This is a genomic window from Hymenobacter psoromatis, assembly GCA_001596155.1.
Taxonomy (GTDB): Bacteria; Bacteroidota; Bacteroidia; order Cytophagales; family Hymenobacteraceae; genus Hymenobacter.
Genome location: CP014771.1, coordinates 464,199 through 478,785, shown reverse-complemented (window position 1 = coordinate 478,785; position 14,587 = coordinate 464,199). Strand labels below are relative to the sequence as shown.

Sequence of the window (14,587 nt, the reverse complement as noted above, 5' to 3'; positions counted from 1 at the left end):
TCCTTCTTTATCAGCTTTTATGCGTTGGCTTCTCGTCCCTACCCTCTGCCTGGCCGTGCATGTCGGCCGCGCCCAATCGGCCCCTACCCCCCCACTCGCGCCCGAAGCCGCCACGCTGGTGGGCACCTACCGCCTCACCTACCGGCCCGACTCGACCAACCCGGTACCGCGCTCGGAAATCATGTATTTGCTGCTGGGCAAAACGCTATCGCAGTTTCATAGCCAAGGCACGCAGGCACTTGATTCACTGATAATTGTGATGGATAAGCTACCCTTTAATCAAGAAACGGCTACTATTAGCCTAACGCAGTATGATTTGCTGCCGCACAGCCGTTTTCACTACAATATCTACAAAACTATGGCTCCCCGGCGCGTGTACTGCTACGACAATATCGGCCTGCAACACTATCGCTACGAGGAACCAGCCGATGCTTTTACCTGGACTATTACGCCCGCCACGGCGACCATAGCCGGCTACGCCTGCCAGCGGGCCACTACCGCTTTTGGCGGGCGGCAATGGGAGGCGTGGTTTACCCGCGAGGTGCCGGTGAGCGACGGGCCGTACAAGTTTTACGGTCTGCCGGGCCTTATCGTCAAGGTTGGGGATACGCGCCAGTACTACGTTTTTGAGCTGCTGAAGCTGGCCAAGCCCGCTACGGAGTGGCGGATTGTGGTGCCCACCAGAGCGTCGGCCGCCACTGATAGAGTCGCCTTCCGCCGCGCCAAGCACGATTACGACGCCGACCCTATGGGCCACCTTGCGCCCGCGGCCAACGGCGGGGCCGGGGTTTATAGCGCCGACGGCTCAAGTTCGGAGCAACTGCAGCAACGAGCCCGCGAAATTGCCCGCAAGCGCAATAATCCGTTGGAACTGAACTGATTTCTTCCTCCTTTTTCCCTACCCCTATGCGCTGGTTCTACGCTCTGGCCCTGGGTTGGCTGCCGCTGGCCGGCCGCGCCCAATCGGCCCCCGCCCTCCCCGCCGACCAGGCTACCCTGGAGGCCTACTACCGCCTCACCTACCAGCCCGACTCGACCGATGCGAAAACGCGCAGCGAGCTTACGCGCCTGACACTGGGCAGCCGGCTGTCGCGGTTTGACACCAGCAACGCGCGGTTTTTGGATTCGACCATGACGGCCGCGATGGCGGCAGTGACGCTGGCGCAACAGCGGGGCGAAATGCCCACTATCAACATCGACAACCCCGACCGCAGCCGGTTCAGCACTTTTTTTCGAGGCGTGATTTACAAAGTGCCCACCGCGCGGCAAGTGGCCGTGTACGACCGCATTGGGGCCACGCGCTACGTGTACCAGGAGCCTACTCCCCTGGCCTGGACCATCTTACCCGCCACGGCCACTGTCGCGGGCCACGCCTGCCAGCGGGCCACCACCAGTTTTGGCGGGCGGCAGTGGGAAGCGTGGTTCACCCGCGAGGTGCCCGTGAGCGACGGGCCGTATAAATTCTATGGCCTGCCGGGCCTTATCGTGAAGGTGAGCGACACGCGCCAGCACTACGTGTTTGAGCTGGCCCAACTGCGTAAGCTGCCCGCGCCGGTCGCTATTGCCTTGCCGGAGGGCGGAGCCAAGCCCATCGCCAAAGCGGATTTCCTGCGGGGCAAAGCCGAATACGACCGCGCCAACTTTTCGCAGGCGGTGGCCAATGGCAACCTACGCTTCAACAGCCCCGAGGAAGCCCAGGCGGCCAAACAAAAGGCGCAGGCCCGCACCAAACGCCGCAATAACCCGCTGGAGCTGCGGTAGCCACCAGCCAAAACCCGCCTCAAACCACTGATTGTCAGCTTCGCCCGGCCCCTACCCCGGCCCGCAACAACTATGCCTGATACAATGAACTGCCGAGGTTAAAATATTTTAAAATTATTTTCCTTAAAAGTTTGGTAAAATGTTTTTTTTCGCAACTTTTACCGGCAGGAAGTCACCTAGCTGCCTAGCCCCACTGCTAGAGAGCAGCATAGCCCGCTTCCCTGCAAGCCAGGCGTTGGGTTGGCACCCCGGTTTCGATGCGACGGCCCGACACAGGTTCTGCACCTGGGCTTTATCGATGGGGCAGCTCTACGTGGTTCCGGGGGTTTTGCGGAGCTGGAAGTTTTTCTCTTTTCTGGTTATGAAAAAGCTTTTTTTGATGGCTGCCCTATTGGGTAGCACTTCGCTTATCAGCATGGCAAGCACTACTTCAATGCACACAAAGCATATTAGCGCTAAGCTCGAAACAACAGTTCGGCCAACCACAGTTAAGAAAACGAGTGATTTTGGTTGCACCACTGTTTGTCTATCTTGTGACGTTGCAGTAGGCGTTTGCGGAAATACTGTTCAAGATATGATAAATCTCGCAGCAGTTTTTCAAAAAGCATTTTGCGGCTAATAACACTTAATCATAGATAAGTACTCAAAAAGCTTGAGTACTTATCTAATTTTTAATATAAATAGTATGAATAAATTAATTTTTTTTTGCGCATGTCTACTTTGGACGATTAATGGTTTGGGCCAAACAAGTTCAAACCAGTCAGAGCAGTTAGTAACACTAACATGCACTTATCGATTAATTTTCCGCCCTGATTCAAACTCTGCAAATCAGTCAGTAGAAAAGATGGTGCTACTGGTATCAAAGAACTTGACAGAGTTTAAAAGCTATAATATATCTGTCAGAGATTCGCTCAAGAAGGCTGCTATCGTAAAAGGTAATGAAATAGGCGTAAATGACCCTAACTTAGGTCAAGTAATAAGTAATATGCTCAAAGGTCCTAAGCCAAAGTTCGACTACATTGTGTACAAAACCTTGAACCCTAAAAAATGCATAGTTTATGATAATATCTTATTGGATAATTACAAATATGAAGAGGATAAATACTCATTTGATTGGAAGTTAATTGATACAACTTCTATAATAGCCGGGTACGAGTGCCAAAAGGCAATTACTAATTTTGCAGGGCGCCGGTACACAGCCTGGTTTACTAGAAAAATACCTATTAATGATGGCCCATACAAATTCAGTGGGCTACCAGGGCTGATTATAAAAATAAGCGATATGACTAATAGTTATAATTTTGAATTAATAGGCTTGACAAAGCCAACAAAGATATTTTTCATAAGCCTACCAGCTGAACCTGTTTTAACAACTACTAAAGGCGCTTTTTTTCGCGCTGCAAGGGCAGCTCGTGAAAATGCGGTAAATAGCGCTCCTCAATTTGGAATAACTTTTAAGAATCCTGAGGCAGCGCAGCAACAACTTACAGAACGGCTAAAACATGCAAACAACCCTTTAGAGCTTAAATATTAGCACACCCAAGTTGCGAGGCATAAACGAGTCCGAAAAAAAGTCTGTTCGGCGTGAATAGACTAGGTTTGAATTATCTGCCCCCTTCAAACCTTGCCGACCATGCCCGGCCTCATCGTGAAAGTGCGCGATATGCGCGGCCACTATGAATTTGAGTTGACCCAATTGCGGCAGTTAGTGCCGCCGGTGGCCATCGCCCCGCCCGCCGCTGGCGCAAAACCCATTACTAAACCTGAATTCCGGCGTGGCAAAGCCAAATTCGACCGCAACGGCCTCGTGCAATTGATGGCCAGCGGCAACATCCGCTTCAACAGCTCCGAGGAGGCTCAGGCGGCCCGGCAGAAGGGTAAGGAGCAGGCCAAACGTAAAAATAATCCACTGGAATTGAAATAGCCGCTGGCTTATTCTCGTTTCGAAGCACTAATTATAAACTTCATTTTTCCTTCATTAACAATAACCGTGCCTGACTCATCTAATTGTCTAGGTTGAAATATTTTAAAATTATTTTCCTGAAAAGTTTGGTAATCTGTTTTTTTTCGCAACTTTTACCGGCAGAGAAGCTACCTAGCTGCCTAGCACCACTGCTAGAAAGCAGCATAGCCCGCTTCCCTGCGCGCCAGGCGTTGGGTTGGCACCCCGGTTTCGATGCGACGGCCCGACTAGGTTCTGCACCTGGGCTTTATCGAGAGAGCAGCCCCACGTGGTTCCGGGGGTTTGGCGGAGCTGGAAGTTTTTCTTTATTCAATTATGAAAAAGACTGTTCTAATGGCTACTCTACTGGGTAGCATCTCATTCATTGGTACTGCTGCGGCCAAGTCGAAGCCGGATATTAACAATCCAGCGGTCAAAAAAACAACGGTAACGGTAGCATATTCTGCTAAACCGGTAAAAACTGTTGAGTGGGAATGCTATGAAGTTACTTTGTCCTGTAATCTACATGGGATAGAATGTGGTGAAATTGGAGATGTTATAGCACGAGCACTACAAGCTGAAGCTGAGTATTGTGGTGATTAGTATAAGATTCTAATTAATCCTTTTTATCCGTCAACTATTAAATTTATTAATAGTTGACGGATATACTTACATTCATCATTTAGTTAGACAATGAAGAAGAAGTTTATTATAGCCTTCGTATTACTTACATTACCCTTCGTTAGCAATGCACAATCAGGTGAAACGACCGAAGCTATAAAAGATACAGCTAAGCTGAAGTGTATATATCGCATGACTTTTCAACCCGATTCAAATGATGTATACAACATTGTGGCTGAGAATACCTTCTTATTAATTGGCAGTAAATTATCCAGGTTTCAGACTGTTAATAGCTTCTTAGCAGATTCTATGGCATTCTCACCAACTAATCCGGCTATAAAAACTCACATAATTAATCTAACTAACTACCCTAAATCAAGGTTTCAGTTCATAGTTTACAAAAGAGGGGTCAGTATAATAACTGTTGATAATATTTACACGTCTTTTTATAAATACACGGAGGAAATAAATTTTCAATGGCGAATAAGTGCTGAGCAGCAGAAAATAGCTGGATACGACTGTTTCAAGGCGACGACTTCTTTTGCCGGTCGTTCATACGTAGCTTGGTTTACTAAGCAAATTCCAATCAGTGAAGGCCCATATAAATTTCGAGGCCTGCCAGGACTAATCGTAAAAATCAACGATGATAAAAACCAGTATAAGTTTGAGTTAGCTTCTGTAACGAAACCAAAAACTCAACTCGCGATTACCTTTTCTAATAAGCGTATTACTTCAACAAACAAACAAGGGTTTCGAAAGGGGCTCGCGGATTATCAGGCACGTGCAATCGACGTTCAGGCACAGCATGGCTCTGCGTACGGCGATTTAGATACCCAGCGAAAGCTTTATAACGAGCGCATGAAGCATCGTAATAACCCATTAGAATTAAAGTGATTAAATGCTTATCAAGCAGTTTTTTCGCAAAACCATTTGGTTTTGGTTTGTATCTCCGACTGCTTTAGTTTTCCTACTTAGCATTAACCCAACCCACGCCCAAACCATTCTCACCGGCACGGCGCGCAACGCCGCCGGCCAGCCGCTGGAAGGCATTCTTATCGAAGCCGAAACCAAGACGCAGCCGCCGGCTTCGGCCTTCGTGATTTCGGGGGCCGATGGCGGTTTTAAGCTGACCATACCCCCCACCCCGGCCAGCGACTCGCTGCGCCTCTCGGCCCGCGCCCTGGGCTACGCCGAGCAGCTCGTGCGCCTGGCCAATCGCAGCCAGCCGGTGACGCTGACCCTGCGCGAACAAGCCACCGTGCTCCGGGAAGTGGTGGTGCAGGGCGCGCCCATCACGCGCAGCCACGACACGCTCAGCTACAAGGTCGATGCCTTCGCCAGCAAACAGGACCGCGTAATTTCGGACGTGCTCAAGAAGATGCCGGGCATTGAGGTGGCGAGTGACGGGCAGATTTCCTACGAGGGCCGGCCCATCAGCAAGTTTTACATCAACGGGCAGGATTTGCTGGAAAGTCGCTACAACCTGGCCAGCGACAACATGCCCAGCGATGCGGTGCAGAGCGTGCAGGTGCTCGAAAACCACCAGCCCATCCGGGCGCTCGATAAGCTCATCCATCCCGACAACGCGGCGCTCAACATCAAGCTCAAGCACAAGATAACCGCCACCGGGCAGGCGCGGCTGGGCGCGGGGCTGGTGCCCGCGCCACCCTCGGCGCTCTGGAACGCCAACGTGTCGCCGATGCTGTTTACGGGTAAGCAGCAGCTCATCGACACCTACCAGAGCAACAACACCGGCCAAGACGTGGCCGCCGAGCTCAAGCCCCTGACTATGGCCGACTTGCAGCAGCAGAGCGAGAGCAGCAACGCCAAGCCCGACCTCACCCACATTCAGGGCCTGGGCCAGCCACCGGTGGCCACCAACCGCTACCTCTTTAACCAGGTGCAGCTGCTGAGCGCCAACCACTTAGTCACCATCAGCAAGGAAAACCAGCTGCGGGTGAATGCCTCGTACCTGCACGACGCGCAAACGCAGCGCGGCGGCACGCAGACGTATTATTTCCTACCCGATAATAAAACCGTGAAGGTGACGGAGGACAAGTATAACCGGCTGTACTTCAACACGCTGCAAACCGATTTGGCGTTCATCAAAAACGTCAAGGATTACTACCTGAAAAATACGCTGAGCCTGGATGGCCGCTGGGATTCGCAGACCGGCGACGTGTACCGGGCCGAGAGCCAGATGCGCGTGGCGCAGGCGGCGCGCAACCCGTTTTTCGCGGCCACCAACCGGCTGGGACTAGTGCGGCCCCTGAGCGCGGGGCGGATTTTGCAGGTGTCGTCGCTGGTGTTTTATACCAATTCGCCGCAGCAGCTGGCGGTGAGCCCCGGCGTGTTTGCGGCGGCGCTCACGGGCGGCGTGGCCTACGACACGGCCCGGCAGCAGGTGCGGCTGGGGTCGTTTTTTACGAGCAACTCGGTGGGCCTTAGCGCCAGCCGGGGGCACTGGGCCTACTCGGGCACGGCGGGCTTCTCGGAGGAGATTCAGCGGCTAACCTCGGCCCTCGACACCGCGCCGGTGCTCCCTACCCCCGGCCTGCCCCTGCGCAACGACCTGCGCTGGGCGCGCGGCCGCTACTACGTGCAGCCCGGCCTCAGCTACAAAGCCGACACCTGGAACGCCAGCCTCGACGCGCCCATCAGCTACTACGATTTCCAGGCCCGCGACGCCGGCCTCGACACCGGCCAGCGCCTGCGCGTGCTGGTGGCCGAGCCCCGCCTCAGCGCCCGCCGCGACCTCGGGGCGCTGTGGTATGCCTCGGGGGGGGTAGGGCTGCGCAACGGTTTCGGCGATATTTCGCAGCTCAACTACGCCTATATTCTGCGCGATTACCGCACCTTGCAGCGCAACGACGCGCCGCTGCCGCGCAGCATTGGGCAGAGCTACAACGCGGGCATTTACTTCAAAAACCCGCTGAAGTCGCTGTTCTTTCACGCCAGCTATTCGTTTTCGACTACACTTACCAATCGCCTGTATAGCAGCCAGGTCGATGCCAACGGGGCGCTCACCACGGTGGCGCTCGACCAGGACAGCCGCCGCCTGAGCCACTCGGTGTCGGGGGCCGTCAGCAAGTTTGTGAGCCCCTGGAAAACCAACCTGAGCCTGAACATGCTGGGTAGCCTCAGCCGCCAGCCGCAGGTGCTCAATGGCACGCTGGCCCAGACGCAGGCGCGCACCGCCATGGCCAGCTTCAAGGCCAGTTGCTCGGCCTTCGACTGGGGCAGCCTCGATTACAGCGCCACCCTCACGGCGCTGCGCAGCACCGTGGCGGGCGGCGCGCTCCAGCCGCTGACGCTGTTGCAGGACCACCACGCCAGCGTGAGCGTGTTTCTGGTGGGCCGCCACGCCCTCACGGCCGCCGCCGACTACTACGCCAGCCAAGGGCCGGGCGCGCCGGTGCGGGCCGTGTTTGCCGACCTCACCTACCGCTACACGCTGCCCACGGCCCGCAAAATCGACCTGGAAGTGCGCTGGACTAACATCTTCGACACGCGGCAGTACCAATACGGCTCGGTGAGCCAGTTTGCGCTGGTGCAGAATACCTACCAGCTGCGGCCGGCGCAGGTGCTGGCCCTGGTGCGGCTGTCGCTATAAGTAGCGCGAAGTTTCCACTTCGTGCGCGAGCACAGCGAGCAGGCGGGAGCGTACGATTCCTGGTGCAAGCTGCTCACTGTGCTCGCGTGCGAGGCAGAAGCTTCGCGCTGCTGGGCGTACTTTTACCGGGCCAGACTTGCTGGCGCTGTTCCCTCCTACCTTCATTCCTACCCCATGAAAGTTACCGTAGTTGGGGCTGGCAATGTGGGCGCTACCTGCGCCGACGTGCTCGCCACCCGTGAAATTGCCAACGAAGTTGTATTGGTTGACATCAAGGAAGGCTTCGCCGAAGGCAAAGCCCTCGATATCTGGCAGAAAGCCCCCATTATTGGCTACGACACCCGCACCGTGGGCGTCACCAACGACTACGCCCGCACCGCCGGCTCGGAGGTAGTCGTTATCACCTCGGGCCTGCCCCGCAAGCCCGGCATGAGCCGCGACGACCTGATTTCGACCAACGCCGGCATCGTGAAAACGGTGACCGAGCAGGTAGTAGCCCACTCGCCCAACGCCATCATCATCATCGTGAGCAACCCGCTCGACGTGATGACCTACCAGGCGCACCTCACCGCCAAGCTGCCCCGCGAAAAGGTATTCGGCATGGCCGGCATCCTCGACACGGCCCGCTACCGCGCCTTTTTGGCCGAGGCCCTCAACGTGAGCCCCAAAGACATTCAGGCGGTGCTCATGGGTGGCCACGGCGACACGATGGTGCCCCTACCCCGCTACACCACCGTGGGCGGCATCCCGGTTACGGAGCTGATTGACAAAGCAAAACTTGATGCCATCGTGCAGCGCACCGCCCAGGGCGGCGGCGAGCTGGTGAAGCTCATGGGCACTTCGGCGTGGTACGCGCCCGGCGCGGCCGCCGCCCAAATGGTGGAAGCCATCGTGCGCGACCAGCGCCGCGTGTTCCCGGTGTGCCTGGAGCTGCAGGGCGAATACGGCATCAACGGCGTGTACCTCGGCGCGCCGGTTATCCTGGGCAAAAACGGCGTGGAGCGCGTGATTGAATTGCAGCTCAACGACGAAGAAAAAGCCATGCTCGAAACCTCGCGCGGCCACGTGAAAGAGGTAATGGACGCGCTGGATAAGATGAGCGCGGCGGCGTAAATAGCTGAGCGTTTCTAAAATAAAAAGGCCCCGCTGAATTTTTCAGCGGGGCCTTTTTACGGCTAAGTAGTTGGGCCGAACTACTTACTTATTTTATGGGGGTAGAGTACTACTATACTCGTCGCGAAGTGATTTGCGAAAAAGAGGTAGGGTGCGGGGCTTGTCCCCGCCCGCCGTTGAACGAATCGCGCGTTAATCGAGCAACGACGGGCGGGGGCGAGCCCCGCACCCTACTTCGTGACGAGTATAACTACTGTTACGCACTACCCTTATTCGAGATGGCCACGGGGAGTAGCGCGAACTTTGTAGTTCGCGTCTCCGCGCCGTTGCGTAATATCAGCTAAGTACCCGTTGGCAAATACTTTATGTTAAAGTAGAATGTTAAAGTAGACGGTCATGCTGAGCTTGCCGAAGCATCTCTGCTGCGTAACTAACTCTAAACATTGAGATTACTCTCGTGGTAGAGATGCTTCGGCAAGCTCAGCATGACGTTCTTTTATAGCAAACTAATTAGCAACGGGTACTTACTAAGTTTGCAACCTAGCTAATCCACTTAAACTTATATTCCAGCTTGGGCACGCTCATGCGGTCGCTCACGCGGCGCAGGCGGTCGGGCAGGGCCATTACGTAGTCGCGGGCCTTTTCGGCGGGGCCGGTGAGGCCAGTGCGGTCAGCGATTTTCCACTCGCTGAGGAGCGTGTCGAGAATATCGGTGTAGTCGCTGCTCGTGTACACGCCGATGCGCTGGGCGGCGTCGGTGAAGTGCCCGAAGGTCTTGCCCATATCAATGCCCAGCTCGCGCATATAGTGAGCGGGCATCACGATTTTCTTGCGCATCATATCCTCGAAGGCCAGCATCATCTCGCTTGGGTCGAGCTCGAAAATCTTGTCCACAAAGGTTTTATAGGCCTTGGCGTGGCGGTTTTCATCGCCCGCAATCATGCCGCAGATTTTAGAAAGCCCATCGTCGCCGGCCTGGCGGGCCAACTGGCCCACGCGGCGGTGCGACACGTTGGTGGCCATTTCCTGGTAGCTCGTGTACACGAAGGCACGGTACGGGTCTTGGGCCGTGCCCAGGTCGAAGCCGTCGTTGATGAGGTACTGGGTCGAAAACTCAAACTCGCGCATGTTGACGCGCCCGCACAGGTAGAGGTAGCGGTTGAGCAGGTCGCCGTGGCGGTTCTCCTCGGCCGTCCAGCCCCGAATCCACTGCGCCCAACCGTTGTCGCGGTCGCGGTTGAGGCCGTCGAGCTCGTGAAACCAGGCTTCGTAGTTGGGCAGGGCTTCCTCGGTGATGGTGTCGCCGATGAGCACGGCCAGCAGGTCGTAGCTGAGGCCGGTGGCCTTTTCGCGCAGCTCTTTCACTTCCTCGAAGAAGGTGTCGCGACGTGAATCGGGCAGGTAGTCGGCTGGCTGCCAGCTGTCTTCTACCCGTTTCAGAAAGGTATAGATATTATCTTTCAGATAGCCTTCGAGTTGTTGAAGTACTTCGCCGCGTGAAATGAGTAGGTCGTTGGTGAGTATCATATCAAAGGAGCACCGCCAGTGAGCGGGCGGTGAATGAACATGCGAAGGTCGGCTTTTAGTTGAGTTTATCCAGTACAATATTACGGCTTTTACGCGCTGAGGGTAGTGCGAACGGGGATAATCGCGGGCTGAGTCCCTTCTTTGCTCCTTCCTACCCCCACTCAACACTTTCAATCCTACGCCGACTATGCGTCACCTGTACCTCGCGCCCCTGTTGGTGGCTGGCTTGGCCGCGTGCCAATCATCCACTTCCTCTACCGAGGCTACCCCCCCCGCGCCGCGCTACCACGAGCCGTACCGCCCGCAGTTCCACTTTTCGCCCAAAGAAAACTGGATGAACGACCCCAACGGACTAGTGTATGAAAACGGCACGTATCACCTGTTTTTTCAGCAAAACCCCACCGCGCCGGTGGCGGGCAATATTCATTGGGGCCACGCCACCAGCCCCGACCTGGTGCATTGGCAGCAGCAGCCCACGGCCCTGGCCCCCGATAGCCTGGGCCTGATATTTTCGGGCAGTGCCGTGCTCGACGCCCAGAACACGAGCGGCCTGGGGCGGCCCGACCAGCCGCCGCTGGTGGCGCTCTACACCAGCCACAGCGAAGCCCGCGACCGAGCCGGCCGCCAGGATGTGGAAAACCAAAGCCTGGCCTACAGCCTCGACCACGGTCAAACCTGGCAGAAATACGCCCACAACCCCGTGCTGCCCAACCAGGGCAGCCGCGATTTCCGGGACCCGAAAGTGCGCTGGTACGCGCCGGGCCACAAGTGGCTGCTGGCCTTGTCGGCCCACGACCACATCGAGTTTTATTCGTCAAAAAACCTGCTGCGCTGGACCAAGGAAAGCGATTTTGGCCGCAGCCTGGGGGCGCACGGCGGTGTGTGGGAGTGCCCCGACCTGCTGGAGGTGCCCGACGCGCAAGGCAAGCCGCACGACGTACTGATTGTCAACATGAACCCTGACGGGCCCAATAGCGGCTCGGCCACGCAGTATTTCGTGGGTGAGTTCGATGGCAGGCAGTTTCGAGCCACGCTGCCCGGCACGCACTGGCTCGACTACGGCCCTGATAACTACGCGGGCGTGACGTGGACCAACCTGCCCGCCGGCAGCGCCCCTACCCTCATCGGCTGGATGAGCAACTGGAACTATGGCCAGCAGGTGCCCACTACCCCCTGGCGCAGCGCCATGACGGTGCCGCGTACCCTGGCCTTGCGCGCTGGTGCGCAAGGGGAATTGCTGCTGGCCTCGCAGCCCATCGCGGGGCTGAGCGGGCTAGCCGAGCAGGCCGTGCAGCTGACCAACGTGGCCGTGACTGACCGGTGCGACCTGGGCCGGCACCTCAAAAATCTGACCGGGCGCTTCCGGCTGAAGTTTATGGTGCCGCAGGCGCAAACCTGGTCTTTGGTGCTTAGTAATGCTGCTAAAGAACAGGTTGTTATTGGCTACGACCAGGCGCGCAACGCGTATTATTTCGACCGCAGCAAGTCGGGCAACGTCAACTTTGCCCCCGGCAAAGGCTTCGCGCGGGTGGCCTACGCGCCGCGCCAGGCGGCCGGCCCCACCCAGGAAATCACGCTGCTGGTCGATGCCGCCTCGGCCGAGCTTTTTGCCGATGGCGGGCTGACGTGCATGACGGGAATCTTCTTTGCCAGCCAGCCGCTGACGGGCCTGGCGCTGCAAGCCAGCGCGCCCCTCACGCTGCCCAGCGTAGAGCTGGCCGGCATGAAATCGATTTGGCCGAAGTAGGTGGGAGTTAAGTGGTGAACGTCCTTCCGAGCTTGCCGAGGAATCTCGCCCGCGCCGTTTGGGTCTCGTTTCTACGACGCGAGCGAGATTCCTTGGCAAGCTCGGAAGGACGTTTTTTGGCACCTATTTACTTCTGCATGAATACTTAAAGTTGATAAAATGCCCGGCGCACTTGCCGCAGCGTGGCTTCGGCGGCGTTGGCGTCGGGCGCGGGGGGTAGGGATGAGGTGGCAAACGCCGCTTCGACCTGCGCTATTAAGTGCTCGGCCTGAGCCACCAGCTCGGCATATTCAAACTCGCCGCGCCGAATTTGCAGCAGAAATTCGGGATTGGGGCGGCGCACGTGTAGCGTGCTGGTGCGGGCAATTTCCTCCGCCATTTGCAGCAGTCGAAACACGTGCAGCATATTTTTCGCGTCGTAATTTTTACCGTGCCGCACGGTGTTTTCGTACCGCTCTTTATTGCGTTTTTCCACCCATTCCCAGTACTCCCGAAAGGCCCGGCAATAGACGCTGTAGCCGGTGCGATTAAACGACAGATAGGCGACCGGCTCCTCCCCTTTCGGCACGGCCGAGAGCAGCACGTCCTGGCTGGTGGCCGGGTCGCGCACCAGGCCCCGGTAGCCGAGCGGGCGGAGGGGGGTAGGGTCGATGAACAGGGCGTACAAGTCGGTGAGGTGCGGCACGTTGGCCAGCCCACACTGCTCATCTTCAATGCCTTGGCGGGCCAGCCAGGCCGCCACCGGCTGCGCCCCCGCCCCCACCGTCACGTAGCAAAAGTCGAGCACCGACTTGCGGGCCGGCGGCTCGGGATGGTTAATTTTTTTATTCAATCCCTGCGCCTTGCGAATTTGCGCCACGGCATATTCGGCAAAGCTTTGGCGGCAGAGCCGGGATAAAAAATCGGCCGCCTTGAATTGCTCAAAAAGCGGGTGCTTGTAAATAATGCAGTCGGCCGGCGTGCCGAGTAATTCGAGCACGGTCGGATTATTTTTCAGCAATAATTCGACAAAGCGACGCAGCTCATAAAACACCTCGTCGTTGGTTTCATTCGCGATTTGCGGAATATAATTCAGGCCAAAAAATTCTTCTTCGGGCAGCACGAATACACCTTTTAAATCGGTGTCGGAATGCGGCAGCTGCGTGCCGTAGGCGCGGCTGCCGCTGATGGCCTCGAACAAAATAAGGTGGCGCTGGCGCAGGTCGGCGATGGTCATGGGGCGAAAATAGCGGGGTGGAGGGGCTGCCTCAAAATGGCTCAGGCTGCCTGGCCGGCCGGCTACCCAACGAGCCACCCGCGCAGCAGCGCATTCAGCTCTCGCGTCAGCGGCTCCGCGGCGCGCGCCACCGGCAGCGCCTCGCGCGCCGCCTGCCCGGCCGCGTATTCCTCCGCCAGCCACGCCACCAGCGCCGCCGGGCGGGCCACCAGCGTCTTCTCGCTGGAAACATCTTTTTGCGCCAGCAATTCATTCACTACCCCCTCTAAATCAGCCGGTAGCAGCGCCCGCAGCGGGGCAAACTCCATTGGTGGCAACTTGTGGCGCTCGCGTATCCAGCGGGCCGCCAGGGCCGCACGCAGGGCGTAGAACAGGCGTTTCAGGCGCACTTCTTCGCCGATTAAATCTTCTTCTACCCCGCGCCGCAGCTGGCCCAGGTAGTGGTGCAGGCCGGCCTTCAGGTTGAAAGCGAGGGGTAGCAGCGGGGCTAGCCGCGCCAAAAAATTCGGCGCTTGGTAATAGATAACCGGCGATTGCAGCCACTCAAACAGCGCCGCGTTGGAGCCGCGCAGCAGGCGCAAGGCCTTGCGCAACTCCCAGCCGCCGAGGTCCAGCTCGTCATCGAGGGGAAAGTTGAGCGTGTCGGGGCCTTCGTCGAGCCCCAGGTACCAGTCCAGGGGCTGCGCGTAGAGAAAGCGCACGTCGAAATCGGAGTCGGGCGAGGGAAAGCCCCAGGCGCGGCTGCCCGACTCGCAGGCGTAGAGAATGCGGATGCCGTACTTGGCTTCGAGGGCGGCCAGGGCGGCGGCAATGCGGGTCGTCATGGAATAAAAAGCGCCGGATTGGTGTTAGTAAAAATCCTGTGCTGTAGCAGTAAGCCGCCAGGTAGGTTAAACAGAATCAGGCAAAAAAACGCTTTCCGCGCTGTTTATTGAGAAAAATAGCTACTTTTGTTAAACAAAATAGCACCTGCTTTTCTTACCCGGTAACCTACTGGCAACCCGAATGAGGGGTACGAAAGCAGGTTGACCGGCCTTTCACAAAAAT

Annotated in this window: 9 protein-coding genes; 6 read left to right on the top strand and 3 right to left on the bottom strand. The window is 56.9% G+C overall.

Annotation, left to right across the window (positions count from 1 at the left end; translation table 11 throughout):
• Window positions 1-19 precede the first annotated feature (19 nt).
• The 5 genes from A0257_02150 (at window position 20) to A0257_02130 (ending at window position 9,050) form a co-directional block, all read left to right on the top strand.
• On the top strand, window positions 20-880 hold the full coding sequence (locus A0257_02150; GenBank protein ID AMR26018.1) for a hypothetical protein: 861 nt from the start codon (window positions 20-22) through the stop codon (window positions 878-880).
• 26 nt (window positions 881-906) lie between these two features.
• On the top strand, window positions 907-1,761 hold the full coding sequence (locus A0257_02145; GenBank protein AMR26017.1) for a hypothetical protein: 855 nt from the start codon (window positions 907-909) through the stop codon (window positions 1,759-1,761).
• A gap of 1,633 nt (window positions 1,762-3,394) precedes the next feature.
• Window positions 3,395-3,685: a hypothetical protein gene (locus A0257_02140; protein AMR26016.1), complete on the top strand. Its 291-nt coding sequence runs from the start codon at window positions 3,395-3,397 to the stop codon at window positions 3,683-3,685.
• A gap of 1,537 nt (window positions 3,686-5,222) precedes the next feature.
• Window positions 5,223-7,937, top strand: a complete 2,715-nt coding sequence (locus tag A0257_02135; protein AMR26015.1) for a hypothetical protein — start codon at window positions 5,223-5,225, stop codon at window positions 7,935-7,937.
• A 174-nt stretch (window positions 7,938-8,111) separates the two neighbouring features.
• Window positions 8,112-9,050, top strand: a complete 939-nt coding sequence (locus tag A0257_02130; GenBank protein AMR26014.1) for a malate dehydrogenase — start codon at window positions 8,112-8,114, stop codon at window positions 9,048-9,050.
• A gap of 540 nt (window positions 9,051-9,590) precedes the next feature.
• Here A0257_02130 and A0257_02125 read toward each other — a convergent pair.
• Window positions 9,591-10,574, bottom strand: coding sequence for a fatty acid desaturase (locus A0257_02125; GenBank protein AMR29584.1), 984 nt, complete (start codon window positions 10,572-10,574; stop codon window positions 9,591-9,593).
• A gap of 190 nt (window positions 10,575-10,764) precedes the next feature.
• Here A0257_02125 and A0257_02120 point away from each other — a divergent pair, with 190 nt between their 5' ends.
• A complete protein-coding gene (locus A0257_02120; protein ID AMR26013.1) occupies window positions 10,765-12,324 on the top strand; it encodes a hypothetical protein in 1,560 nt (519 codons plus the stop codon).
• A gap of 145 nt (window positions 12,325-12,469) precedes the next feature.
• On the opposite strand, the gene A0257_02115 is transcribed toward A0257_02120, so the two are convergent.
• Both A0257_02115 and A0257_02110 read right to left on the bottom strand, forming a co-directional pair.
• Entirely contained in the window at window positions 12,470-13,540 is a 1,071-nt protein-coding gene (locus A0257_02115) for a nucleotidyltransferase (GenBank protein ID AMR26012.1), read from the bottom strand.
• Between the two features lie 62 nt (window positions 13,541-13,602).
• Window positions 13,603-14,364, bottom strand: a complete 762-nt coding sequence (locus A0257_02110) for a hypothetical protein (protein ID AMR26011.1) — start codon at window positions 14,362-14,364, stop codon at window positions 13,603-13,605.
• Window positions 14,365-14,587: the final 223 nt, after the last annotated feature.

What these genes read in the sequence shown, in the direction of transcription:
- A0257_02150 (AMR26018.1), top strand. Translation starts at nt 20, where the DNA reads ATGCGTTGGCTTCTCGTCCCTACCCTCTGCCTGGCCGTGCATGTCGGC.
- A0257_02145 (AMR26017.1), top strand. Translation starts at nt 907, where the DNA reads ATGCGCTGGTTCTACGCTCTGGCCCTGGGTTGGCTGCCGCTGGCCGGC.
- A0257_02140 (AMR26016.1), top strand. Translation starts at nt 3,395, where the DNA reads ATGCCCGGCCTCATCGTGAAAGTGCGCGATATGCGCGGCCACTATGAA.
- A0257_02135 (AMR26015.1), top strand. Translation starts at nt 5,223, where the DNA reads ATGCTTATCAAGCAGTTTTTTCGCAAAACCATTTGGTTTTGGTTTGTA.
- A0257_02130 (AMR26014.1), top strand. Translation starts at nt 8,112, where the DNA reads ATGAAAGTTACCGTAGTTGGGGCTGGCAATGTGGGCGCTACCTGCGCC.
- A0257_02120 (AMR26013.1), top strand. Translation starts at nt 10,765, where the DNA reads ATGCGTCACCTGTACCTCGCGCCCCTGTTGGTGGCTGGCTTGGCCGCG.
- A0257_02115 (AMR26012.1), bottom strand. Translation starts at nt 13,540, where the DNA reads ATGACCATCGCCGACCTGCGCCAGCGCCACCTTATTTTGTTCGAGGCC.
- A0257_02110 (AMR26011.1), bottom strand. Translation starts at nt 14,364, where the DNA reads ATGACGACCCGCATTGCCGCCGCCCTGGCCGCCCTCGAAGCCAAGTAC.